At 43.3% G+C, this 25819-nt stretch carries 24 protein-coding genes and 1 pseudogene; 13 read left to right on the top strand and 12 right to left on the bottom strand.

Features of this window, described 5'->3' with window-relative positions:
- From FIS9605_RS0126660 to FIS9605_RS0126645, 3 genes and pseudogenes are all read left to right on the top strand, one after another.
- A pseudogene (locus FIS9605_RS0126660) lies at positions 1–396 on the top strand (tyrosine-type recombinase/integrase); the annotation flags it as partial.
- A gap of 24 nt (positions 397–420) precedes the next feature.
- Positions 421–1317, top strand: a complete 897-nt coding sequence (locus FIS9605_RS38315) for a DUF6262 family protein (protein ID WP_331280982.1) — start codon at positions 421–423, stop codon at positions 1315–1317.
- 273 nt (positions 1318–1590) lie between these two features.
- A complete protein-coding gene (locus tag FIS9605_RS0126645) occupies positions 1591–2328 on the top strand; it encodes a glutathione peroxidase (RefSeq protein WP_026735307.1) in 738 nt (245 codons plus the stop codon).
- A 46-nt stretch (positions 2329–2374) separates the two neighbouring features.
- Here FIS9605_RS0126645 and FIS9605_RS0126640 read toward each other — a convergent pair whose 3' ends face one another.
- The 9 genes from FIS9605_RS0126640 to rsmA form a co-directional block, all read right to left on the bottom strand.
- A complete protein-coding gene (locus FIS9605_RS0126640) occupies positions 2375–2692 on the bottom strand; it encodes a hypothetical protein (protein ID WP_026735306.1) in 318 nt (105 codons plus the stop codon).
- Positions 2693–2826: 134 nt separating this feature from the next.
- Positions 2827–3027, bottom strand: a complete 201-nt coding sequence (locus FIS9605_RS0126635; RefSeq protein ID WP_026735305.1) for a DUF2795 domain-containing protein — start codon at positions 3025–3027, stop codon at positions 2827–2829.
- 219 nt (positions 3028–3246) lie between these two features.
- Positions 3247–3594 (bottom strand): inorganic diphosphatase, encoded by a 348-nt coding sequence (locus FIS9605_RS0126630; protein ID WP_026735304.1) that lies wholly within the window; start codon positions 3592–3594, stop codon positions 3247–3249.
- An 89-nt stretch (positions 3595–3683) separates the two neighbouring features.
- Positions 3684–5546, bottom strand: a complete 1863-nt coding sequence (locus tag FIS9605_RS45495; protein WP_231510474.1) for a PhnE/PtxC family ABC transporter permease — start codon at positions 5544–5546, stop codon at positions 3684–3686.
- Positions 5530–6327 carry a phosphonate ABC transporter ATP-binding protein gene (locus FIS9605_RS0126620; RefSeq protein ID WP_026735302.1) on the bottom strand — a complete coding sequence of 266 codons (798 nt, stop codon included), beginning with the start codon at positions 6325–6327 and terminating at the stop codon, positions 5530–5532. The genes FIS9605_RS45495 and FIS9605_RS0126620 overlap by 17 nt, the downstream gene beginning before the upstream one ends.
- 43 nt (positions 6328–6370) lie before the next feature.
- A complete protein-coding gene (locus tag FIS9605_RS0126615) occupies positions 6371–7288 on the bottom strand; it encodes a putative selenate ABC transporter substrate-binding protein (protein ID WP_026735301.1) in 918 nt (305 codons plus the stop codon).
- A gap of 289 nt (positions 7289–7577) precedes the next feature.
- Positions 7578–7895: a DUF3082 domain-containing protein gene (locus FIS9605_RS0126610; protein ID WP_026735300.1), complete on the bottom strand. Its 318-nt coding sequence runs from the start codon at positions 7893–7895 to the stop codon at positions 7578–7580.
- A 101-nt stretch (positions 7896–7996) separates the two neighbouring features.
- Positions 7997–8941, bottom strand: coding sequence for a 4-(cytidine 5'-diphospho)-2-C-methyl-D-erythritol kinase (ispE, locus tag FIS9605_RS0126605; protein WP_026735299.1), 945 nt, complete (start codon positions 8939–8941; stop codon positions 7997–7999).
- A 65-nt stretch (positions 8942–9006) separates the two neighbouring features.
- The gene (gene rsmA, locus FIS9605_RS0126600) at positions 9007–9825 is read right to left on the bottom strand and encodes a 16S rRNA (adenine(1518)-N(6)/adenine(1519)-N(6))-dimethyltransferase RsmA (protein WP_026735298.1); all 819 of its coding nucleotides are present in this window, start codon (positions 9823–9825) and stop codon (positions 9007–9009) included.
- Positions 9826–10111: 286 nt separating this feature from the next.
- On the opposite strand from rsmA, the gene FIS9605_RS38310 reads away from it, so the two are divergent.
- The 3 genes from FIS9605_RS38310 to FIS9605_RS0126585 all read left to right on the top strand — a co-directional run bounded on the left by FIS9605_RS38310 (position 10112) and on the right by FIS9605_RS0126585 (position 12348).
- On the top strand, positions 10112–10402 hold the full coding sequence (locus tag FIS9605_RS38310; RefSeq protein WP_035140260.1) for a hypothetical protein: 291 nt from the start codon (positions 10112–10114) through the stop codon (positions 10400–10402).
- A gap of 453 nt (positions 10403–10855) precedes the next feature.
- Positions 10856–11431, top strand: coding sequence for a GerMN domain-containing protein (locus FIS9605_RS0126590; protein WP_026735297.1), 576 nt, complete (start codon positions 10856–10858; stop codon positions 11429–11431).
- Positions 11432–11841: 410 nt separating this feature from the next.
- On the top strand, positions 11842–12348 hold the full coding sequence (locus FIS9605_RS0126585) for a TM2 domain-containing protein (protein ID WP_026735296.1): 507 nt from the start codon (positions 11842–11844) through the stop codon (positions 12346–12348).
- Here FIS9605_RS0126585 and FIS9605_RS0126580 read toward each other — a convergent pair.
- Positions 12345–13010, bottom strand: coding sequence for a DUF2996 domain-containing protein (locus tag FIS9605_RS0126580; RefSeq protein ID WP_026735295.1), 666 nt, complete (start codon positions 13008–13010; stop codon positions 12345–12347). The two genes, FIS9605_RS0126585 and FIS9605_RS0126580, sit on opposite strands and share 4 nt — an antisense overlap.
- 281 nt (positions 13011–13291) lie before the next feature.
- Between FIS9605_RS0126580 and FIS9605_RS0126575 the strand changes: the two genes are divergently transcribed.
- Both FIS9605_RS0126575 and FIS9605_RS38305 read left to right on the top strand, forming a co-directional pair.
- Complete coding sequence (locus tag FIS9605_RS0126575; protein ID WP_026735294.1) at positions 13292–13831, top strand: hypothetical protein; 540 nt, start codon at positions 13292–13294, stop codon at positions 13829–13831.
- Entirely contained in the window at positions 13828–14178 is a 351-nt protein-coding gene (locus FIS9605_RS38305) for a hypothetical protein (protein WP_035140259.1), read from the top strand. Before FIS9605_RS0126575 ends, FIS9605_RS38305 begins: the two co-directional genes overlap by 4 nt.
- A gap of 431 nt (positions 14179–14609) precedes the next feature.
- On the opposite strand, the gene FIS9605_RS0126565 is transcribed toward FIS9605_RS38305, so the two are convergent.
- Positions 14610–14885: a MoaD/ThiS family protein gene (locus FIS9605_RS0126565; RefSeq protein ID WP_026735293.1), complete on the bottom strand. Its 276-nt coding sequence runs from the start codon at positions 14883–14885 to the stop codon at positions 14610–14612.
- Positions 14886–14989: 104 nt separating this feature from the next.
- Entirely contained in the window at positions 14990–16288 is a 1299-nt protein-coding gene (gene thrC / locus FIS9605_RS0126560) for a threonine synthase (RefSeq protein ID WP_026735292.1), read from the bottom strand.
- On the opposite strand from thrC, the gene FIS9605_RS0126555 reads away from it, so the two are divergent.
- The 5 genes from FIS9605_RS0126555 to FIS9605_RS0126535 all read left to right on the top strand — a co-directional run bounded on the left by FIS9605_RS0126555 (position 16287) and on the right by FIS9605_RS0126535 (position 25815).
- Positions 16287–16523, top strand: a complete 237-nt coding sequence (locus FIS9605_RS0126555; protein WP_026735291.1) for a hypothetical protein — start codon at positions 16287–16289, stop codon at positions 16521–16523. The two genes, thrC and FIS9605_RS0126555, sit on opposite strands and share 2 nt — an antisense overlap.
- A gap of 350 nt (positions 16524–16873) precedes the next feature.
- Positions 16874–19453, top strand: coding sequence for a beta strand repeat-containing protein (locus tag FIS9605_RS0126550; RefSeq protein ID WP_026735290.1), 2580 nt, complete (start codon positions 16874–16876; stop codon positions 19451–19453).
- A 154-nt stretch (positions 19454–19607) separates the two neighbouring features.
- Positions 19608–20180, top strand: coding sequence for a DUF11 domain-containing protein (locus FIS9605_RS0126545; RefSeq protein ID WP_026735289.1), 573 nt, complete (start codon positions 19608–19610; stop codon positions 20178–20180).
- A 233-nt stretch (positions 20181–20413) separates the two neighbouring features.
- Entirely contained in the window at positions 20414–21949 is a 1536-nt protein-coding gene (locus FIS9605_RS0126540; RefSeq protein WP_026735288.1) for a DUF11 domain-containing protein, read from the top strand.
- Positions 21946–25815 (top strand): TonB-dependent receptor, encoded by a 3870-nt coding sequence (locus tag FIS9605_RS0126535; protein ID WP_442854730.1) that lies wholly within the window; start codon positions 21946–21948, stop codon positions 25813–25815. Before FIS9605_RS0126540 ends, FIS9605_RS0126535 begins: the two co-directional genes overlap by 4 nt.
- Positions 25816–25819 lie beyond the last annotated feature (4 nt).

The following is a 25819-nucleotide window of genomic DNA, read 5'->3' as shown; positions in this document are numbered from 1 at the left end:
CATGATGCAACTTTAAGGAAAGAGATAGATAAATATCTAGGCACTAAAATAGTCAACATTAATGGTGAGGTTATTGAGTCTTTAACTTCAGAATTAGACAATGACACTAGCTTGCAGTGGATGAAGAAAAAGGTTTTAGCTGAAACTCTGTCAAATGGATACTGTGGATTACCCGCACAACTTACCTGTAGTAAGGGTAATGCTTGTCTAACCTGTAGTGATTTTCGCACAACAATTGAATTTTTAGACCAGCATAAAGAACATCTAGAGCGTACCAAAAAGGTACTTGAAGTAGCCGAAGCTAATGGTTGGCAACGTCAAATTCAAGTTAACGAAGATGTCAAAAAAAGTTTAGGAAATATCATCAATACTCTGGAGGAAAATAAGAATGAGTAATGATGTTAAGATAGCTGCACTGAAATCTGCTGCGGAGCAAAAAAACAACAGGCAGCAGAGAATCTGGAGAAAGCAATTCATAAATTAACTCAAGAAAATCGACCTATTACTTTTGCTAACGTCGCAAGAGAAGCTGGGCTGTCTGTAAGTTATCTCTACAAATACCCTGAGATTAGGGAACGCATTGAGAGTTTAAGAAAGCAACAATTAAAAGCAGGTAAGCCAACTGAAACACAAAAGGCATCTGATAATTCTAAATCTGTGATTATTTACCAACTTCGAGATAGAATAAAACAACTCGAAGCTGAAATAACAGGACTACGTAGAGTCAATGAAGGTATTGCTGGTAGACTTTACCATCTTCAAGGTGCAGATGATTTAGCAGAAAGATTGAAAATTGAAAACGCACAACTAAAATCTGAAAATACAGAGTTGAAGCGACAGTTAGAAGAAGCTCGTCTTTCTCATGTAAATTCACCTGTTACTTTACCTGAAAATTCAAAGGTTACATCCTTAGATAAGAAAAGGACTGGACGTTCAGAAGTCAGTGATAAAATCAAACAACAACTGGATTTACTCGGAATTAAATTAAATGCTACATTAACAAAAACTATTAAGTCAGCATCAGAAGAAACTGTTTTAAATGCAATAGAAGCTTTTAAAGAGGCAATGGCTGGTAGCAACATTGAAAAACCAGGTGCATGGCTTAAAAAAGCTATAGAAGAGGGTTGGATTCCTAATGAAGAAATTGGACAACAATCTGAACTGGATGTTTTTAAGGAATGGTATACATTAGCCTACAACAAGAAGTTAGTTCTTGCCAGCCAAAACACCAAAGACGGTATCATCGTTTACACGCAAGATGAACAGTGGATACCTTTCCAAGAGATGTTAGTAAAGTATCCACTGTCAACGTTGTAGAAAAAATTCACAACGTCAAATGCTTATATAGTAAACGTTGTGTACATTGTGGTTTAGATAAGAGTACCGAATGAGCGTGGGGGACTTACGGCGATATAGTTAAAGCGCTTTGCGCTGTTGGTGGTTAGTAGTTAGTGGTTGGTGGGAATGAACACTAAACACCAAACAACCAACAACAACCTTTAACATCTTGACAAAGCGTACTCATTTCGAGTACGCTTTGTTTAGAATAATTTACGATTGCTAAATTCTAATTCACTAAGAGGTAAAGTTATGTTGCCGTATCGCGAAGGACAAAGAGTTCCCAACGTCACCTTCCGTGTCCGTCAGAACGATCGGTGGGTAGATGTGACAACCGATGATTTATTTGCAGGTAAGACTGTAGTGGTTTTTTCTCTGCCAGGAGCTTTTACACCTACTTGCTCATCAACTCATGTTCCAGGCTACAACCAATTGGCAAAAACTTTCAGAGAAAATGGTGTGGATGACATTGTCTGTGTTTCTGTCAACGATACCTTTGTGATGAATGAATGGGCAAAGGATCAACAAGCAGATAATATAACTTTCATACCCGATGGTAATGGTGAATTCACTGACGGTATGGGTATGCTGGTAGATAAATCAGACTTGGGCTTTGGCAAGCGGTCTTGGCGCTATTCGATGTTAGTAAAGGATGGCATGGTTGACAAAATGTTTATTGAGCCAGAGGAACCAGGCGATCCCTTTAAGGTGTCTGATGCCGAGACAATGCTCAAATACATCAATCCAGACGCAGTGAAGCCCCAGTTGGTTTCTTTGTTTACAAAACCTGGTTGTCCCTACTGTGCCCGTGCTAAAGAGGCACTCAAGCAAAACGATCTGGATTACGAAGAAATTGTCTTGGGTAAAGATGCAACAACTCACTCATTAAAAGCCGTCACGGGTGCAACAACAGTTCCACAAGTGTTCATTGATGGCAAACACATCGGCGGTTCCGAAGCTTTGACTGCTTATTTGAGTGCTAATAGATAAGGCAGAACGCACAACCGGGGGTAAGGGTAAGGTGAGTCTCCACACTTTAAGGCTGAACTTCCAAGTCCCCTACCCACATGAGTAAACCAGGGATTTTTTTGTCATTAGCATAAGCTGGACGAACCTGTTCATACACATCAGGGTGCTTTTGGGCGAGTTCGTTTTCACTGATATTGGCACTCAACACAGTACCGTCCTTGCTTTTGACTGAATACTTTAGCCCATCTTCGCCATTGGCGATCGTAACTATGCGATCGCGCATCACTAAACTAGTTATTGTCGCTGGTTCCTCAGCACTAATTGCTGTTGAGAAAAGGATATTGCTTACAAGAATGAGGAGAGCAACAACTGGGATTTGACGCATAATTTATACTCTATGCTTGTAGCACTACTTTGAGTGCTAATTGCTTCTACCGAAATTTTTGGGGTTAGAGCCTCGCCCTTATAGGGCGGAGAGTGTCAATAGTGTATCGCTCTGGTGAGTTGTAACACTAGAACTCATCGATTATTGATATTATCGATCGCTTTGCTCACATCCGCTGGCGTTTCATATTGTTGTAAAGGCAACTGCTTCAAAAGCCGCAGGATTTTCTCATCAAAACCTTTTTCTTCAGCATACTTGATTAAGTCTTTTTTGCTGACTGGGTAGTTGGTTTCGTTCAAGTTTTTCTGTAGCTGCACAGGATTCACTGTAGCCATAGTTTTTCTCCTTAAGTTCTGACGCTGTGTACCAGTGAATAAAATAGAAAGTCAGCCAATCAAAAAGAATGAATCAAAAAAGTTTGTAATCCACCACACCTATAGTTGTTACAGATTTGCTGATTGACATCTCACTAATGGTAGATGTTTTGTCGTGAAATATATTTACACTCGAAAAATCTTGATTTCACGTCGGTCAGGTGTGCCTACCTACGATTATTAATAGTTGTGCTGCCGCAAGATAACCGATGCAAAAAACCGCTCTTGGAACTCCGTTAAAGCCAAGATTTGCTCGTCACTATAGTTTTTACCTTGTGGTACGACAATCAGCTTGTCATCCGTATCATTAATCCGATGGATAATCGCGACACAATCACCCTCAAACTGGCTTAGAGGCTCAAATACACCCAAAATGTAAGCATCCACTTCCTGCCCGTCTGGGGCGAGTGTATTGGGAATGTAGCCATAGTTTATGGGGTAAATGTATCCGTGCTGCTGATGTCTACTACCAAGTGGGCGATCAACAATGACAGTGACAGTTGTACCAAGAAAAACTTTTATGTCCATCTGAATTTAAGCACACGAATGTATCATTGATGTCGAACTGAATTTACATCATTTGCATTGATAGTTCGTAGTTTACAGTTGTTGCACCATCATCTCAAAAACCTTCTAACTGTAGTACTGAGCGCATCAACCACAAATGTCAGACCAATAAAAACAATCAAAGTAGTCAGTAGACCTTGGTAATCAAAACTACTTAGTTGCTCTGTCAACAGACGCCCCAAACCACCAGCACCAACTAACCCGACAATCACCGTTGCACGAATGCAGACTTCCCAACGGTAGAGAATGTAAGCAACGAAGCGAGGAACAGTAGCAGGTAAAACGCCGTAGATAAATACTTGGGAATTACTAGCACCCAAAGCCATTAAAGAACGCAAAGGGCGTTGATCTAAATTTTCGATCACCTCTGCCATCAACCGCCCTAAAATGCCGAGATTGTGGATAGCAAGAGCGATCGCACCTGGTAAAATTCCCGGAAACAATACAAATAGAAAAATTAATGCCCAAATTGGTTCAGGAACAGCACGGGCGAAAAGCAGTAAGAAACGGGTAAACAGAAATACAAAGAACCTCACCCCCAACCCCTCTCGGCTAGCGGAGAGGGGAGTATCTTTCTCCCTCTCCTCCCCTCTCCCCCTCCTTCCCTCTTCCCTCGCTGCTAGAAAAGAAAGCAATATCCCACCCAAACCTGCACCAGTAATTGCCAAAATAGACATAGCCAGAGTTTGAGTAGAGAGAATCAACAACTGATTTAAATCAATCCATTGTGGTGGAAAAACATCTTGAATAATTCTTGCCAAACGTTCGGCGGTGCGTGGTTCCCAGAGTTTGGCAAAATCGGCTTTGACGTACCAAAACGAAAATACTAATAAGATAAATGCGCCTAGTAAAAAAAGGTTGGGAGATGGGGTGTAGACGCGCAAGCGGTGAGACCAGCCCCCCAGAAGGCGGTCTCCGTCACGTAGACACGCAGCGGCTTCCCGTAAGGGTAGGGGGACTGGCGTAGACGCGCGCAGCGCGGCTTCTCGTAGAGTACCCGGAGGGCTTCCCGTAGGGTAGGGGTGATGGGGAGAACGCCGTTTGAGTTTGAGAAGATTCAAATCCAGACGGCTAGGCAATTCTAAACGCTGACGCAACAATGCACTTAAAAAATCAGTGCTACCACTCAACAGCAGCAATGCAAATATCAGAGTCCATACTTGCTGATAACGCAGAGACTGAAGACTAAGATAAATTTGATAACCCAATCCGCCAGCACCGATGATACCTAACACCGCCGCCGAACGAATTGAACACTCAAAACGATAAAAACTGTAGGAAAGTAGATTGGGAAAAGCTTGAGGAATAAGACTGTATGCAAAAGCACTTAGAGGAGGCACACCGCTATTGAGTAGTGCTAATAACGGTTCGTGGGGCGTTTCATCTAAAATTTCAGAAAACACCTTAGCTGTAATTGCCCCAAAAGGAATAGCGATCGCCAGCACTGCTACCAGGGGATCGAGTCCGAAAATATTCACAAAAAACAATCCCCAGATCAGTTCGTGAATTGCTCTTGGGATTGCTAAAATTGCTCGTACCAGCAACCAAAAAGCGTTGTAATTCCTACCTTGAGACTTCCACCACACCTCACTAGACAAAACACCACCCACCAATCCAATTACCACACAAAAAAACGTGCCGCACACAGCATAAGCCAGAGTCTTCAGCGTCGCATCTAAAGTTAGCAACAAAAACTCTAAACTCAATTCAGGTGAAACCACAGCAGCTAGAAAAGGAAAAACCAAACTCCAGCCACCCTGATTAATTAAATCCTCCTGAAATATACCAGCTACCTGCAACGACCAAACTACCGCCACCAGAAACACCAACCCCCAAAGAAGATAGGGAGAGTGGGAGAGTGGGGGATGGGGAGATGCTTGTCTATCTGCCTTCCGGTTACTCCATTTCCCCATCTCTTCCTCTGTGTTCTCTGCGACTCTGTGGTTCAATCCTATACAAATCCTCTATCATCGCCGCTGATACCTCCCCAGCAGGTGCATCAAACAAAATCCTGCCCTCATGCAACCCAATCACCCTCTGAAAATGACTGCCAGCATACTCAATCGCATGGAGACTGCTAAGCAGTGTTTTCCCTGTGTTCTCACTCAAATCGCGTAACAAATTCATGATTTCCCGACTGCGTTCCGGATCGAGACTCGATATCGGTTCATCAGCAAGGATCGCAGCGGGATTTTGCACTAAGACACGAGCGATCGCTACTCGTTGTTGCTGTCCTCCCGAAAGGCGATCGGTGCGTTCATAAAGTTTTTCTGGAATTCCCACCTGCATTAAAGCTTTGGCAGCTGTTTCCACTTCCAATGGATAAATTAAAGAAACAGCGGCTTTCAAAAATGACCACCTTCCTAAATGCCCAGCATTGACATTGTGAATCACCCGCAGGTTATCCACTAAATGAAATTGCTGATATATAGTACCAATTTGCCGTTGCACCTGCCGCAGCGATTTGGGACGCAGACGTGCTAAGTTGCGATCTAGTATCCACACTTCCCCCTGACTAGGCTGTAATGTACCGTTGAGCAAACTAATCAGAGTGCTTTTGCCTGCACCGCTAGAACCAACAAGAGCAACTCTTTCACCAGGATAGATTTGCAAGTTGATGTCAGTGAGAGATGAAAATGTGCCAAATTTTTTGGTAACGTTTTTAAGTTCAAAAATTGGTGTGGGTGGGTTCATGGTTAAAAGATTTGAACCACTAAGACACTAAAGCACAAAGATGTTATTTAATTTTACCGATTTCGCGTCCAATTTCTTCTATTTGTTTGTAATTTTCATTCTTAGTAGGAATAAATTTTTCTGCTTGTAAGAGGTCAAGTATTTCCTTTTGTTCTGGTACTTTTGGGTCGAGTTTAAACAAAGCAGTTTGAACTTTATTCACAAAATCGTCGCCGTAACGTTGTTTGACTTGCGGATTGATTACCCAATGGTAGTCGTAATAGGCAGGGGTACGCCAAATAACTTCAACTTTATTTAAATCGACTTCTTTAGAATCAACGCGCTTTGACCAAACTTTTTCGTTTAAAGCACCAACTTCATAGGTTCCTGCTTCTACTAATTTGATAGTTTTATCATGGTCGCCAGAAAAACCTGGTTGACCTTTAAAATCTGTTAATTTCACGCCAGCTTGTTCTAAGAAATGTTGTGGCATTAATCGCCCGGAGGTAGAAGATTCGCTGCCAAAGGTAAATGTACGTCCTTTGAGTTGTTGGAGGTCGGTAATATTTTTTAATGGTTTCAAACCTGTTTTTTTGTTGGCGATAAAAACACTGTGGAATTTTTCATCTACATCACGTTGGGCGATCGCTTCTGCACCCGGTACTTGCAACCTGGCCTGCACGCCAGTTAATCCCCCAAACCATACTAAGTCTAAATCTCCCACCTTAAAAGCTGTCACAGCTGCGGTGTAATCCGTAACAGGCTTGTATTCTACGGGTACGCCTAATTCTTTCTGCAAGTATGCTGCTAGCTTGGTATACTGGCGTTGCAACTTTTCCGGATCTTGGTCGGGTATTGCGCCTGTTACTAAAGGTTTCACTTCTTTTGTATTAGTTTTCCCAGAAGCATCAGTGGGATTAGTAGAACAAGCTGCTAACGGGAATAAAATTAGTAACAATCCTGATAGCAATAATTTTTTCATCGCTTTTATATAATATTGTTTTGGTATCAAGATTAGAATTTTACAGTTCCATCCCCGAAAATCCAACTACAATAACCACAGTAGTGCTGCATTCACCGCTTAGTGCAGGAAATGCTAAAAGCCGAGATGGATGAAGATACGCGCCGCCTCTGGGCAAATGGAGTGGGTGATTAGGGCATTAGACGAAACATTTCCCAGCTTTGAGTATGAGGGTTGGCTGTGGTGCGATCGCCCCCTTCCGCATACTTTCATTGATGATTTTGGAATTTGTACCAACCATAAATCACCGTCAATGATGCTTTGTTAAATGCTGAAATAAAAGTTGAACAGCCAAAGCTAATAAACCAACAGCCACGATCGCAAATACCCCTGATGCTAAAGCAGCCACACCTAAAACTAAAGTACGCACAGCAGAGGAAATATTCAGCACTATAGGATTATGAGAATGAATTGGCTTGGCAGCAAAACTAGTGGCTATAGCAATCATGAGAGAGTATGCTGCGAATGCTAATCCAGCCGAAATTACCGCCCCAATTAAACTGCGTAAGGGAGTTGCTTGAACTTGCGTTTGAGTCTGTGTTGGTTGCGTTAAATTTGGATCGCTCATAAAATCTTTGTTTACTCCTTAAGGATCCTTTGTGTCTGAAGTGCTTAATCATATCTCTATGGCTATATAGCCATAGAGATATGATATATGTTCTAAACCGACTATCTTACCTTAATACCGTGTGTGATTAACTGAGTCACGAACAATTCTAAATCTTGATCGGGAATTGCCTCTCTAACATGCAACTGTAATTGTTCTGCTTGCTGTTTAGACTCGCATAGTGCAAACACAGTTGGACCAGAACCAGACATCATAGTTCCTAAAACACCTTCTTGGTTGGCAAAAGTCTCTCGCAGTTGCAAAACTTGAGGATAAGCTGGCAATACCACCTTCTCTAAATCGTTGTGCAGCTTTTGAGCGATTTCTCTTGCATCCTTGTGCAGGATAGCTTTCACCATTGTTCCAGAATGCACCGCGTTAGCACGTGCTGCCAAACTATCTTTATCTGTTAGGTACGAACTGCCAAACTCTTGGCGATAGGTTTTATATGCCCAAGGGGTGGAAACTTCCAAGCTTCGGTATTTTGCCAATACTATATATATAGTATCCAAACTCGGTAGGGGAGAAAGTTGTTCGCCTCTGCCTGTAGCAATAGCAGTACCACCAGCTACACAAAACGGTACATCTGAACCCAAAATAGCTCCCAATTCTTCTAACTCCGATTGAGTTAGTCCCAAATTCCACAACAAGTCTATTCCTACCAACACTGCTGCTGCATTCGTCGAACCCCCTGCTAACCCAGCAGCAATCGGAATGCGTTTGGTAATAGTGATATCTACACCACCATACTTGGCATAGGCGTCAGGAAATTCTGTAGCCATGAGTTCGGCCGCGCGGTATGCCAGGTTACTTTTGTCTGTGGGTACTTGCGGGTGGTTACAGCGAACACGGATGGCGTCAGTGCTACTTGCTTGTATATCAATTTGGTCGGCAAGGTCGATACTTTGCAGTATCATTACTAACTCATGATAGCCATCAGGGCGATCGCCAATAATTTCCAGATATAAGTTGATTTTAGCAGGGGCGATGAGGGTGTAATGACGCATTTTTGAGAATGGGGAGATGGGGAGAACCGGAGGTGGGGAGACAACCAACCACCAACAACTAACCACTAACCACTAACCACTAACTGATTTGCTAGTGTTACCCATTGCCTGACGCTGAGTTCTTCAGCACGAGCTTGGGGATTTATTTCTAATTGTTCCAGTAATTGGGTCAAGCGATCGCGTTCTACAAGTGATTGCAAATTATTTCGTAACATTTTACGCTTTGCTCCAAACCCCAATTTTACCAAAGTCTCTAATTTGCGTGGGTCATCAGCTGCTGGTTCTATTTTCCGAGGTGTTAGTCTTACCACTGCTGAGTCTACCTTTGGTGGTGGATAAAACGCTCCTGCTGGCACTACACTAATTAACTCAGATTCAGCCAAATATTGTACTCGCACTGTCAACGCCCCAAATGCTTTTGAACCTGGTTTTGCTACCAGTCTTTCTGCTACTTCTTTTTGTACTAACAAAACAATTAAATCGTATGGATGTGGATTGGGGTTGGCAATTGTACCCAAGAGTTTTTCTACGATCGGCCCGGTGATATTGTAGGGGATGTTAGCAACAACTTTATTGGAGTTTTGGAAAGCTGGATAACCTTCTATGAGTGATAGTACATCCAATTCCAAAAAATCTCCTTGTAAAAGTAAGAAATTTTTAGCCTTACCCAATTCCTTAACCAAATGCTCGCACAAGTCGCGGTCAATTTCGACTGCAACTAAAGATTGTACCAAGAGTAACAAACGACGAGTCAGGATACCAGTACCAGGGCCTATTTCCAGAATGCGATCGCTCTGTTTTAATTGTGCGGCCGTAATAATTTCTCCGAGTGCCTTTTCACTTTTGAGCCAATGCTGAGCAAATACCTTGCGTGGTCGTATCATTGATTTTCCTCACCGCATCTAGATTTTAAGTTTTTATCAAAAATTCATTTCTGACTTTTTTCTTACTTTTTATTTCTACATTTTAATCAGTGTTCTCAATTTTATATTGACAAAAAAATCAAGGTGATATAAATAACAGAAATGCTCTTATTGTTCAGGAAAGTCGGGAAAGCTGCGTAGAAGCTTTTATAGTACAGTTTGATAGTTTAGTTTTTGATAGTTTGATTGCAGCTTTAAAGTTGGTGTTGCCCTATTGTAAAAACAACGGGTATAGGGAGAAATTGTAATGTCAAATAGGGAGCATCTTGCACAACTGAGGCTAGGTGTGCATGTTTGGAATGAACAGCAGAGGAAAAATCCAAATATAATTTCTCATCTCAGTGGAGCAAATCTCAATCAGGCTGAAATTAAGCTAGTTAGAACTGAATCAACAACTAGAGAAGTTCCAAAATTAAGAGCAAAGTTGTTATCTGTTCTGCTAGCTGGAGGAATAGAAGGACTGAGGACAATGCTTAATCATCCCCTCGTTGACATTTTGATTGAGATGATGAAAAAGTGGCTGGATAGTATTATTTAGTAATTCGTTGGCAAAATAAAACTCTTGATGGAAACTCGCCAATGGTGTCCATTGCTTAACTAGATGTTCGTGAGCGTACTCTGATAAGTAGATCAACATAATTAAATGTAAAATATCTTGTATTTTATACAGGCGGGCAGGATGCCCACCCCACAAGAGCTTTAATAATATTGTGGGGTGGGCTTCTAGCCCGCCCCGCTTTTAGTTTATTTATGCTTTTTTACTTAGTCAAAGTTCAAATTTATGCCTTCTACCTTATTTCTTAAATTTATGCTGATTTTATAACAGCGAAAGCGAATTTAATAAAATAGACGTTGCTGAACTTGGTCATGAATTATGTTTGTAAACATTTTTGTAGAGACGTAGCAATGCTACGTCTCTACACACCCGTGAATTGTAAATTCATCCGCATGATTCAGCAATGCCATAAAATCAACCCGCGGCTAAAAATTTATGAACAAAACTATAAACACCGGTAAAAGATATATATTCCCTGTAATAGTTGTGGCAATGGTTGCCAGTTTGAGCAGTTGTAGTTCTAGCCCAAACCCTGGTAGTACTGACAGCACAACTGCCAACATTACACCATCACCAACTCAAAGTACAGCAAGACTCAATCCTCAACCTAGGAATGAGTCACCCGCACCTCAACAAAGCTCTACCGATAACAGCAACGCAGATAAAACCGTGAACGTCACTTTATACACAAGTGATACACAATGTCAAGAGCTAATTCCACAAACAGTTGCAGTACCAGCACAAGAACCTGTAACAGCTGCGGTGGGTAAAATCTTAGAGCAACGGGATAGTGCCGACTTTAGCTTCTCTGGATATCGGGTTAACCTTAAAAATGGTGTCGCCACAGTAGATTTACGAGTCACTCCTAATTCCCAGCGGCGAATAAATTCTCTTTCGAGTTGCGAACAGTTTGCTTTATTTGGCAGTCTTCGCAAAACTTTAACAAGCAATCCCCAATGGGGAATTAAAAATGTTCGCTTTACCGAAAAAGGCAAGGAAATTATACTTTAGGAATTTGTTGGTGGTGAGTCAGTGTTAGAACACCGATTCAGTAATCTTCAAATGAAAGGAAGGTGATGGGGTGATTAGAATTGACAGAGCGATCGCTAGATATATCTATAGTCAGAATCTCAATATTGGTATTAAGTGAGTTTTAACTGAAACAACATATTTATACAGAGACACAATCGACAGATCGGAAAACGTGACATAAAAATTAATATATTGTATTTTTTGCCACTTCAGTTTCTGTAAATCTCTGAGAAGTTGGTTATCTTAGGATTATCAACTACTCTGTCTTTGATAGAGTGGCTGACCAATTTCACTACTCTAACTGGCTATTTTCTTCAGAAACAAAAAAGAATAAGAAAACTGTCTAACTAAAAAAGCAAGAGCGACGAGTCCGAGGGGTTGAACACAAGATGAATGTTGAAAACAACACCAATAAAGACCATCAAGAGCGCCTGCTTGTTTCCTATATCTTGAATGCAGCCTGGTTTTTTGGGTTGGGAGGCCTGCATCGTTTATACAATGGCAAGATAGGGACAGGCTTGTTATGGCTAGTAACCTATGGTGTATTTGGTGTGGGGCAGTTTGTAGATTTGTTCTTCATCCCGAAAATGGTAGAAGAACACGAATTAAGACTGAGGTTAAAAGCAGGTTATTCCCCCTTGGGTGTACCACTAGAGCAACCAGTAGTTGTTTCCGAAGTATACCGGCCCACGGGTAATCAACTGATAGTCAAGTTGATCGAAGCGGCAGAAAAGCGGGGTGGGATGCTAACTGTAACTCAAGGAGTGAAGGCAACTGGTGCTAGCTTTACAGATGTAGAAGCAGCTTTAAAGGAGATGCTGAAATCAGGTTATGTGAGGATAGATAACGACCCTATTACTGGAGCCGTTACCTACCACTTTCATGAACTAGGTTAATTTCTCCCCAGCCACTTTTGACCGTTCAAACGCTGCATCAGACCATACACTAATAAATCTAGTGTAGTTTTGCGTTCATCAATTAAGAATGATTCAAGAGTGCTAGGGCGTTTTCCTTCATTACAGGAAAATGCCTTTTTTCCTTGAATGTTTTCATCGGGAAAATAGAGGTTGAAATGGCGCACGCCATCTGGAAAATTGCCGACAATTTGCCAAGACTCACCGAGTTGTTCCATCCCTTTGATGGGAACATTCTGCTTCACAAAGGACAGCTGTAAATCTTTTACCCCTTCTTTGGCTAAAGCTTTTTGCAAAGCAGGCAAGTAATCTTGCTGGATAAACTCTGCAAATGGTTTATCTTCAACTGCTGGTGCTTTTTCCTTTTTAGCTGCTTTAGCTGCGGCGGCAGGTTTTTCACCGTCTGCTGCTTTCGCTGCGGCAGCTGGTTTTTCCCGCTTGGGTGGTGCAGTTTTAGTTTTAGCAGCATTTGGATTTGTTTCGGGGTTTGCCGCTTTGGGATCTGGTGCGCTGGAAGTTGGAATGTCTGTCGCTTCCGGTGAGTCGGTGCTGGGAGCGTGTTGTTCGGCGACAGTGGGAGCCTGCTTGTCAACTGTGCTGGGAGCTACCTCTCCCGCTTCATTGTGATTGGTTTGTTCTGCCATTGCTCAGATCAATCCTTTGTCTAGCTTTAGGGGAGCTTTGGGAGCGATCGCTCACCTTAGTCATCTTCATTTTGACACAGCACAGCCAGTCTATATATATCGATCAAGGTTTGCAAACAACCAATGCAATATTTAGTCAAATCCTCTTCAGATTTCAAACGCACCATTCTTTTGTGAACAGAACAGCGATCGCTCCGCGCCATAGCGTCAGAGCTAAAAAATAGACGCTATCAAGTACAATTGAACTAATTTTTATTTAACTAACCTTCGATCAATTCACTTTGGACGAACCCCAAGAATTACTATTAACTAAACTAGGAGAAGGGCTACCTGCTATCACTCCTTCCTTTGGAGCAGCTTTGGCAGAAGCTTGTGCTGTGTGCTTGGAAGACCAAAACCATTCGCAAGGTGTAGAACTGACAATAAGTGGAGATTTTACAACCAAATTTAAACTTTATTGGCAACCAGTAACAGAGCAAATGCTGCGCTGCTGGAATGATGAAGAGTTTACAACAGAACAAGCTGCTTACAGTATTGCTTTTTTAATTATTAGGCAATTAACTGATTTAACAGTTATTGAGCGTTCTCGCAAAGGTACAGGGTTCGATTACTGGTTGGGTAGTGAAAATGAAAATAGCGAACTTCCATTTCAAAATAAAGTCAGGCTAGAAGTTTCAGGCATACGTAAAGGAGATGATAGCCGTATTCGAGCGAGAGTAAAACAGAAAATCGAGCAAACCAATCCTTCCGATGGTAAATTTCCTGCTTACATAATTGTGGTCGAATTTAGCAAACCCTTATCTATGATTGTGAAAAAATGAGTCAGATTCAAGAGTTACACAATCAAGCAATGGATTTGGCTGAGGCAGCTTTTACTGCTAAACTTAAAGGTGATTTAGAGCAAGCCAACCAACTGACTCGACAAGCCTTTGAAAAAGAAACTCAAGCAGCTAGAATAATTGCGAATCAACTGAATGCAGAACCAACTCGCTCTGTGTTGCATCGCAGTGCAGCTTCCTTGGCAATTGAATGTGGAGAATTTCAGATAGCAGAACGTTTGATTGTAACTGCTTTATCAGGAAATCCACCGCAAGAGATTGCGGAAGAATTAAAGGATTTATTTATTCAAATTAATTTGCGTCCATATTTAGAGCGTCGCGGTATTTAAATGGACGAGGAGCAAATTAGTAATATTCTGCTTAAAAATAGGTGAATATATAAAATATATTTATCCGTTGGGATAAAGTCTAATATATAGCGTCCTGACTTTGAAATTCCAAACCTTATATAAAGAATCTTACCACTCTTGAAATAACGTACCTCCGGTTGTTTACCTGCATAACCAATTAAGGTCACTGTGTTAAGCATCATATTAACTAAGTTTTATAGGGGGATATTGAGTATCCACTGGAAATCCTTTGTAATTTAGTTTTCAGTGGCTATTGTTATAGTTCCCCAGAAATAAATTTTTATAACAGTCTGTAGCTAGTAGGTATTGCATCTTTCCTTGAAAGCAAAGCCCCACCGAATAACATTCAGATGGGGTTTTAACTATTCACAGTCAGTGAAAGTTCAAAAAAGGTAATTCCTAATTTTTGATCAACCACCAGCCACAGCAGGGACAATACTTACCTCATCGCCATCCTTTAGAGGTGTTGCTGTTCCTTCTAGAAAGCGGATATCTTCGCTATTAACGTACAAATTCAAAAACCGTCGTGGCTGTCCTTTCTCATCGCATAAGCGTGACTTAATACCGGGACAGCTTTTTTCTAGAGAATCTAAAAGTTCAGCAACTGTGCTACCACCGCACTCTAGAGTTGCTTGGTTGTTAGTAAATGTCTGAAGAGCAGTAGGAACTAAAACTTTTACAGCCATAATTTAGTTGTCTGTTGGGTGTTGATTGTTGGTAATTGTTGGTGGTTGATTGTTAGTAGTTGGTTGTTGGTTGTTCCAAACAACAAACAACTACTAACCACTAACTAAACAAGGACTTGCTGCCACTCCAAGCGTTCGAGTGTGCGAGAACGCTCAAGGGCTTGTTCAAAACTATCGAGTTTAGCTTCTATTGTCAAAGGTTCACCAATATAACCCTGCACCGCTTCTTGGGTTTTTAAACCATTTCCAGTGATGTACACCACGGTGGTTTCATCTGGATTAATTTTGCCAGCTTCTACTAATTTCTTGAGCACGGCAATGGTTGTGCCACCAGCAGTTTCGGTAAAAATACCTTCAGTTTCTGCTAGCAACTTGATACCTTCTACAATTTCAGCATCAGTTACAGATTCAATGCTACCACCTGTTTTCTTAGCTATTTCGACAGCATAAACACCATCTGCTGGATTGCCAATTGCGATCGATTTAGCAATTGTATTCGGTTTCACAGGTTGAATAAAGTCACGATCTTCTTTAAATGCTTTGGCAATGGGAGAACAACCTTCGGCTTGTGCACCGCTGAATTTGACTGGCTTGCCTTCTACCAAACCAACTTCGACAAATTCGTTGAAGCCTTTGTAGATTTTAGTAAACAGCGAACCTGATGCGAGAGGTGCAACGATATGGTCAGGTAGCTGCCAACCCAGTTGTTCGGCTACTTCAAAGCCAAGAGTCTTAGAACCTTCAGAGTAGTAGGGACGCAAGTTAATATTGACAAAACCCCAACCGTGTGTATTCGCAACTTCCGAGCAAAGGCGATTTACCTGATCGTAGTTACCTTTGACTGCCATTAAGGTAGGGCTGTAGATGAGGCTGCCCAAAATCTTACCGGCTTCTAAATCGGCAGGGATAAACACACAACAGTCTAAACCGGCATGAGCGGCGATCGCGGCGGTAGAATTTGCCAAGTTACCGGTGCTAGCACAAGAAACTGTAGTGAAACCTAACTCCCGCGCCCGAGTCAAGGCAACTGATACCACCCTATCTTTGAAGCTGAGGGTGGGCATATTGACGGCATCGTTTTTAATATAAAGCTTGTTTAAACCCAAGCGACGTGCTAATCGTTGGGAACGCACCAAGGGAGTCATACCAGTTCCCACATCGATTGGATTTTCGCTCTGCACAGGCAAAAACTTCCGATAGCGCCACATAGAATTAGGCCCCGCCTGGATGGTTTCACGGCTGATCGTGTTGCGGAGGGCGCTATAGTCGTAGGTTACTTCCAAAGGTCCAAAGCAGAATTCACACACATGGCTGGCTTTGAGTTCGTATTCTGCACCGCACTCCTTACACTTCAAAGATTTGAAAGCCGTGGCTGCCTTTTGGGTATCAATTGCCTGAGTCATGAACTACCTCTCCCTGGATGTCCGTCAACTGTCGCTTGATGCTATCACGAGTAAAAATACCAGTCAAATATATCCGACAAAATTTGTCGGGTTTAATTGGAGAATAAGCAAGTACAAAAGAAAGCCTCTTCCCACATTGCCGCTTTACCTACCTCAATCTTCCAAACAGGCAGATATCTTCTACTATTCTCAACACGAGCCAGAGGCGGAACTTCCTGATTTTGGCAACTTGTGAAACAACTTACTTCTGATGGCATGTACGCATAATTTGCCTAAAAAGCATAGCAACAATGCGTATAAAGCATACAACAATACTGGTTTTCGGTATAAATACTGAAGAATTCCTTAACTTCCAAAGTTAGCTTTTATATCACAAGTACTCTTTTAATCCATCTATCTTTAGATATAAAAAATGGGTAGAAGATAGAAAACAATTCGGAAACGGTACTTATTACTGAAATAAACACCCAAGAAATGAAGCTTTTGGGTTGATAGAGCTTGGCAATTCTTTCTGATCGGGAATTGCTAAAAAAATCCTGCGTTTTTACACAGGATTGTAAATCATTCTAAAATGTAGCCCGAATTATGCCACAATCCAAACAATTCGTCAAAAAGCGATCGCACCTCTACCGTTCTTTGGTAGCAACAGCATTATTAGCCAATGGAATTTTCCAATTTGTTGCGCCTGTATTAGCTGAAGGTACAACAGCAGGTGAATCTATCAGTAACACCGCAACTGCAACCTATGAAGATCCGAACAATCCAGGTACAACTATTAATGCTACTTCTAATACAGTAACTGTGACTGTAGCAGAGGTCGCTGGTATAACTGTCACATCCTCTGGTGTTGTAGATAATAACGGTGGTAGCGTTCAGGTTGGTGATTTACTGATTTACACCTATACTCTCACCAACGTCGGTAACGACCCCACCAAGTTCCGGATTCCTAACCTGGCAACAACGACTGGGCCAGGTACGGTTTCTGGCACATTACCTAATGGCGGTACACCCAATAACTTACAATATAGTACCGACGGTGGTACAACCTGGCAAAATGTCACCAATACTGAAGCCTTCACAGATCCAGTTGTACCTGGTGGCACGGTGTTGGTGCGTGTACCAATTACCGTACAGGCTGGCGCTCAAACCAATGACATAATTACCGTTACCCTTGGTAATACTCCTGGGGATGCCCAGAACCAGCTGCGGAGTCCGGATGGTGCTGACGTTTACACTGTAGATAACGCCAACGGTAGTACTCCTGGTGAGGTAGATGGCGCACCAATCAATGGTGTTCGTGAAGCTAGCAGCACCCAGCAAATTAAAGTTGGTACCAGCCTCAAGACCTTCTCTTTAGCGACCATCCTCAAAACTCGTAGCGGTTACAACAACGCTGGCACAGACCCAATTACAGATGATAAGCTCACCTACGATTTGAGTTTACGGGTTGAGTCTACCGATCCAACAGGTCAGGGAATTACTCCAGCCGCACTGACAGGTACAACAATTAATGTTGATAGTACTCCTGGCAACTATATCTTAGTTTCTGATGCCATCCCTGCTGGTACAGACTTGGCAGTTGCACCAACTCCGCCTCCTAATTGGGAAGCTGTATATACAACAGATAACCCAGCCACAGTTGATGCCAATGCAGCCAGTTGGAAAACCTTTACTGCAAATCCTCCTGCCTCACTAGCAAGTGTAACTCGAGTTGGTTTTATCAACAAGCCAGCTGTTATCTCTTCTATCGCTCCTGGTACAACAGTAAATGGCTTCCAGATTCAGCTAGCTGTTGAGTCAACCGCAACTTCACCATTAACTGTTGCTAATATCGCTCAATTATTCGGTCAAACTCCCGGCACCAACGCCCCAGTCTACGACGAATCCGGGGACCAAAATCCCAGCAACTACGATGGGCCTCTAGGTAACATGACACCACTTCCGGATACGGATACCAACGGTGATGGTGTTCCCGATACTCTGCCGCCTGACAAGGTTGATGATGGTTTTATTAATACCCCAGGATCTCCTGAAACTGGAACAGACCCAAGTAATAACAACAGTGGTGATGGCTCAACAGGTGGTGAAGCCAACATCTTCACAGTTCAAGCACCTGAAGCTTCAGCAGTACTCAACGGTCCACAAAATGCTCCGGATGCGACTGGGCCATCAGGTCAAACTAACGATGACTTCACCAATAAATCTTCACTTGTTCCAGCGGGTACTCTACCTGGTAGTACGCTAGATCCTTCAGGAGTTGCCTTCACCAACACTATTGAGAATAGTGGTACTGACCCTGGCACCATTACATTAGTCCCAACGACACCAGCAAATAGACTAGATTTACCAAATGGCACTCAGGTAACTATCACCTATGGTAGTAGTTCTGCTGTCTATACCTATAATCAAGCAACAGGAACCTTTACGACAACTAGTACACCAATTACAATCGCCAACGTTGCTCCTGGTACAACTGTCAACTATGGTGTAGAAGTTAATCTACCAAGTGGTACTCCCCTCTCAACTGATACTATCCCCAACTACGCGGGCGATACAGAATTTGGTTTCCCTGTACCCATCACTGCTGCCATTGATACTACGGGTGATGGTAATCCAGATGGTCAAAACATCACCATCGATCGCGTCTATACTGGCTTCTTGAAAATGGTGAAAGTGTCACGAGTCTTACCAGGAACTGGGCCAGCAGTTGGTACAGGTCAGGATGACTTTGAATCCACACCAGCAGTCAATGGTATCGATCCAAATTCCAACGTTGCTGATGTAGCTAGAACACCAGCCCCAGGCAACATTATCGAGTATCAGATTCGGTACAAAAATATCTCCGATGCTCAATCTGGAACCGGAAACGTGATTCTGAATGCTGACAAGGTTGTGATTACTGAAGATGGTACTCAAGCCCCCAACAACTGGGCGCTAGACAACGATAGCAGCGGTCAAATTGATACCAGCAACATTGTCGGCACAGCGAAAGATTCTGGTGCTGCAACGATCAATTTCTACAGTGGTAATCCAGCATCAAACTCTTCCATCGACAAAACTGGAACCACAGTGGACGCAGATATCACCAAGTATGTAGATACTGTCACTGGCAAGGTTGCACCAGGTGAACAAAGAACATTTACCTTCCAACGCAAAGTGAATTAAGAGGGGGAAAGGTGAAAGGGGAAAGGGGAAAGGAACTTTTTATCTCTTTACCCCTTCCCCCTGGCTTCTGCAAGAAGTTGATTGCACAGATGCTTTCGTTTCCAGTTTGAAGTTGGAAACGATAAATGACAAAAATTTTGAAGAGGTTATCGAGATGAAGCGTTTTGCAATGGCCAGTATGGGAGCAGTAGCACTGATTGTTACACTTCCATTTGTTAATCAAATTCCGGCGATCGCAAATATCTGGCAGTCTGATGCTGCTTTTGCTCAAAATGCCCAAGCTAAAGGTCAAGTACAGTTGCACCTACAGGCAGAAAAGCAAGTGGTAGCTCAGGATCAGCACGGTAAGCAAACTAAGAGATGGCAATCATTGCAAGGGAAAGCTGTGGTGCAACCAAAAGATGTGCTGCGCTACATAGTCACTGGTGTCAACAATGGCGATAAAGCAGTAAAAAATCTCGTCATCAATCAGCCCATTCCCAAAGGAATGATGTATGTGCTGAACTCTGCAACTGTGAATACTAACAACAATGCCAAGATTACTTACAGCATTGATGGTGGACGCAGCTTTGTAGACAAGCCAACCGTGCAAGTCAAACTTCCTAATGGCAAAGTGGAAACTCGTCCCGCCCCAGCAGTTGCCTATACCCACATCCGTTGGAATTTCGGTACATCCGTTCCCGCCAAAGCACAAATTAAAGGAACTTATCAAGTACAGGTGCGCTGAGGCCATGTTCCTGAGTAAGAAGGGATCGGGGAACTCGGGGCCCCCACGACCGCTCTTAGTGGGGATTAGGGGCAATGGGGATTGGGGATCGGGCATTGGGAAAAGACAAGGGAGAGGAGGGAGGCAAGGGAGAAATTCCCCCTTGTCTTCCTTGTCCTGTTTCCCTTCCATTATCCTCCTTATCTCCCTAGTCCCTAGTTACGGAACCGTAAAGTTTCACAGGAGAAAATCTAGTGCGCCGTCAAAGTTCGCAATGCCAGAATCATGCGAAGAGTAGCTGGTTTAGGCGGATAGCGGCAACGTTTGTGGTCACAAGTGTATTGCAGTTTCCGATGTCTGCGATCGCTCAAGTTGAGAATAGCAAGCCGCTAACCAATTTTATAAATCAAGCTACTTATACTTATACAGATCCTAGCAACAATCAAAAATATTTAGGAGCTTCTGCTAAGACTCAAGCTACTCCTAGCCCATTAGTTGACCCACTGGGACGAATTTTAGGATGCGCTGGCAATGTTTTACCTGACTATACAGGCTTTTCTGTTGCTGTTTATGAACCTGACCCCAGCGACCCCACAGGGACACAATTAGGAAAATTGTTACCCCTAACTCGCACAGAGTTACCTGATATTCCCAACAACAACATTCCTGGTGGATTAAGACCGAATATCGAAAATAGCAATCCTTATTTCCTGACTAACACGGTACCCCTAGGTGCTTATAACTTCCTATTCGATCCGAATTTAGGTCAAATCGACCCTGGTAGAACCTACATTTTTGTAGTCAATCCACCGCCAAATTCTATCTACAAACAGCGACGGATTAAGATTCAAATTCTCCAAAGCACTGGTAGCCAGAATAACGATGTTGTTCGGTATGTTGCTACATCTTTGGATGGTCAGCCAATTACACTCACAGGGCAAACCCAAACTGAGTCAACAGTTGTATTAGTTAGCAATGCTGAACTCCAAGGACTAGATTTACTAGCTTTTGAATTTACCACAAATATGTGTCAGCCAGATCAAGTGCAGATTGTCAAAACTGGCGATCGCGCAACAGCAGAACCGGGAGATACAGTTATCTACTGTCTCTCTGTTAAAAATTTAGCTGATGCTGCTTTAGACAATGTAGTTGTCACTGACAAATTACCCCTTGGCTTTAATTTCTTACGCAAATCTGTCCGAGGAGAAATCGATGGCAAACCCGTCACTATCACCGCCGAACACAATGGTTCATCGGTGGTATTTCGGTCAGATACTGCGATACCACAAGAGAAGGTATTAAATATTGCTTATGCTGCCCAACTAACAGCAGATGCAGCGCGTGGTTCGGGACGCAACTTGGCAAGCGTCACAGTGCTTAGATCTGACAACCGTTTTCAGGCTAAGGATGGGCCTGCAAGCCATCAGTTGCGAATTAGACCGGGAATTGTCACGGACTGCGGCACTCTCCTCGGTCGCGTATTTGTGGATAAAAACTTTGATGGCGAACAGCAACCCGGTGAACCAGGTATCCCTAATGCTGTGATTTTTATGGAAGATGGCAACCGTGTAACTACTGATACAAATGGATTATTTTCTGTAGCTAATGTCTTGCCTGGAAATCACACAGGAGTTCTCGACCTCAGCAGTCTTCCCGGTTATACCCTTGCACCCAATCGCAAGTTTAAAGAACGCAATAGTCAATCCCGCCTTGTGCGTTTAGAACCTGGTGGCTTAGCACGTATGAATTTCGCAGTCACCCCCACCTTCCAGGAGGAAGTTAAGAAATGAAAAAAAGACTGCACCATATAAATGGAGACGCGGGGAAGTTCACCACGCCTTTGTGTCCACGCCACGTGCTACAACGCTTGGTACACCCGCAACGCAGTGGCTCCCGTGTCTCCGTGTCCTTACGATTTCTCCGCCAGTTTCAACGATTGAATACAACCAGTTTCAACCTCAAATTAATGGGGATGATGGCAGGGACTTTGAGTATGACTTTGTATCCTGTCCTAGCTAGAGCAGAACACCCCAATGTTGTCCAACAGGAACAACAAATAGAAGATACAGAGAAATTGGGACGCGGTGACGCGGAGAGGTTTTCAGAACCGAAGACAACTGACTCGCCCTTGACGGACAAGATGTCCGTCCCACAAGAGGAAGAAATAGTAACAGATAACCTAACAAATGTAATAGATTCTGCTACAACATCCCCAGCAATACAACTATTTCAACCAGTACCCGATATTAAGTTACCAAAAGGTTTACAACAACTATCACAAAATCCATCTTCCTCCACTCCCCTTCTCCCACTCTCCCCCTCTCCCACTCCTTCTCTAAAAATCCTGACCCCCACCCCTGACACCATAGTCGATGTGCCAGCAACCACAGTAATTCTGCAATTTCCCGTAGGTGCCAGTGTGGAATTGCGGGTAAATGGGGATTTGGTAGATCCATCCTTGGTGGGACGGACAGAAACTGATGCTAATACCAACTTGGTAACGCAGACATGGTATGGTGTCTCCTTAAAAGAAGGAACTAACACTATTACTACCAAGGTGGTAGGTTCTAGTGAACCGCCTGTAAGCCTACAAGTACAGGTACGGGGCGCACCCACACAATTGAAATTGGAAACCGTAGAAACTCGTATTCCTGCCGATGGACGTTCTACGGCGACAGTGAAGGGTGAACTCATAGATGAGAATAACAACCGCTCAAATCGCGATGCAGTTGTTACCCTAATACCTACTGCTGGTGAGTTTGTCGGTGTAGACTTCCAACCAGACCAACCTGGATTTCAGGTACAGGCAAAAAAAGGGCTATTTACCAGCACCCTCAAATCGAGTTTGGATGCCCAAACTGTTAGAATTCGAGCTATTACCAATGATTTAGAAGCCTATACTCAACTACAATTTGAAACAGCACTGCGTCCTAGTTTGGTGACTGGGGTAGTGGATGTGCGTTTGGGTGCTAGGGGTACAGATTATTACGGTAGTTTTCGTGATTTTCTTCCTCCGAACAAAGACAATGACACTCAGTTGAATGTACGCTCGTCGGTATTTGCAACTGGGGCGATTGGAGAATGGTTGTTTACTGGTGCTTACAACAGTTCTCGCAACCTGAATGAAGACTGCAACTGTGATACCAGATTATTTCGTTCTTTTCAGTTCAACGATCAAAACTATCCCGTCTACGGTGACAGTTCCAAAACAGAAGTACTGACTCCTTCCACTGACAGCGTCTATGCACGGTTAGAGCGATCGCCCAAGACTCCCAGTGCCGATCCCGATTATTTCATGTGGGGTGACTACAATACTCAGGAGTTTAGCCGTTCATCCCAGCAATTTACAGCAGTGACACGTCAATTGCATGGTTTCAAGGCAAACTACAACCTGGGAAATCTGCAATTCACTGGCTTCTATGGCAACAATGTCGAAGCTTTTCAACGAGATACAATTGCTCCTGATGGCACCAGTGGTTACTACTTCCTCTCCCGCAGGTTACTTGTTCCAGGTAGTGAAAATGTTTTTATTGAGTTAGAAGAACTCAACACTCCCGGTAGTGTACTGGAACGCAAACAGCTAAACCGGGGTTCTGATTATGAAATTGATTACGATCGCGGCACTATTTTATTCCGAGAACCTATTCTGCGTACCGATGTAGATAAATTTGGACAGGTTTTAGTCCGTCGTATCGTCACCACCTACCAATACAAAGGTAGTGGTTCTGATAGCAATATCTACGCTGGTCGCCTGCAATACAATTTTCAGCGCAACCTCAACAAAGAAAGTTGGTTAGCAGCAACCTACTTTCAACAAGACCAGGGGATGCACGACTTTGAACTCTACGGTGCAGATGCACAAATTTCCTTGGGTTCAAACGGAAAATTATTTGCAGAATATGCCCGTTCTACCAATCATTCTGACATTTCGGGACAGGTGAGCGGTTCTGCCTACCGTGTCGAAGCACAGGGAGAAATCTTTAAAGGTTTGCAAGGACGTGCTTATTATCGCTCTAATGATGCGGGTTTTGCTAATGATGCAACGCTCAGCTTTGTCCCTGGTCAAAGCCGCTATGGGGCGCAATTAACAGGGCAAATTTCTTCAACAACTAGCCTGCGCTTCCAATACGACCACGAAGACAATTTTGGTACTGCACCCCAACCCCTCGATACCTTTGAGGAATTGTTTGCACCTCGTACTGAAGCGGTTCCTGGGAGCAAAGTTGATAACTCCCTGACGACAATTACCGCAGGTATTCAACAACGCTTCGGTAAGGCAACTGTGGATGTGGACTGGGTGCATCGGGATAGAGAAGACCGCATCTCACCAGAAGCTTTGAGTGGTAACTCCGATCAATTGCGATCGCGTCTCACATTTCCTATTACCAATAACCTCACTTTCCAAGCACTGAATGAACTGACCCTATCTTCTGATGTAGATGCAGTTTATCCAGACCGGACTGCCTTTGGGTTGAATTGGGCTATAGTTCCCGGCGTCAATGTCAGTCTGGCGCAACAGTTTTTCACTCGCGGTCAATACGAAGATAACTCCATCACCAGCTTAAGCGTGAATGGCGAACACAAGCTTGGCAAAGATACTACCTTGACTGGTCGTTACACCATTTTAGGTGGGGCAAATGAACTGACTACCCAAGGAGCAATTGGACTCAACAACCGTTGGACTATAGCCCCTGGCTTGAAGCTCAACGTTGCTTATGAACACGTGTTCGGCGACTTCTTTGGACGCACGGGAGCAGGACAGCGATATTCCCAACCCTTTGCCGTTGGTCAAAGTGGCTACTCGTTGGGGTTTGGCAGTGGTGATAGCTACAGCGTTGGGCTAGAATACACCGATAATCCCAAATTCCAAGCCAGCGCCCGCTATGAACATCGCAGTTCCTCAAGCGGTTCCAATACCGTAATTTCCGCTGGTGCTACAGGTAAAATTTCGCCTGCACTCACAGCCCTAGTACGCTATCAACAAGCGAGTTCTGCTAATCGTGTAGAGACGCGAAATTTCGCGTCTCTGGGAGATACAGCCAACCTCAAAGTAGGTTTAGCCTACCGCGATCCGCACAGCGACAAGTTTAACGCCTTACTGCGTTATGAATACCGCAAAAATCCTGCTGTGATTCCTGACACAGTCCTGTTAGGAAGTGGTACGGGTTCAGAGGATCATACCTTTGCGGTAGAAGCTATCTACGCCCCCAATTGGCAATGGGAATTTTATGGTAAGTTTGCCCTGCGTAACAGTAACTCTTACCTAGCTAAAGATTTAGTTGGAACTAGCACAGTAAATTTAGGGCAATTACGGGCTACCTATCGCTTGGGATACAGCATGGATGTAGTAGGCGAGGCTCGTTTGATTAGTCAAAGTGATTACACTGAAACGGGCTTTGTAGTCGAAGCAGGTTACTATCTCAGTCCGAATCTGCGCTTAAGTGCTGGCTATGCCTTTGGTAAAGTTGATGACCGCGATTTTTCTGGAACGCGATCGGCGGGAGGACTGTATTTAGGTTTAACGCTGAAGTTGAACGAATTGTTTGATGGGTTTGGATTGCAAAAACCTGTAGCACGTCAGCAACAAAAATCTACCAAAACCTTAGTGGAGAAATTAAAGAGGGCAACAACGGGGGTGCAAAGGGGTGAGATATGAAATT

Source organism: Fischerella sp. PCC 9605 (assembly GCF_000517105.1).
Lineage (GTDB): Bacteria > Cyanobacteriota > Cyanobacteriia > Cyanobacteriales > Nostocaceae > PCC9605.
Note: the sequence above shows the minus strand (reverse complement) of the source record. Positions and strands in the feature narration are given on the sequence as shown.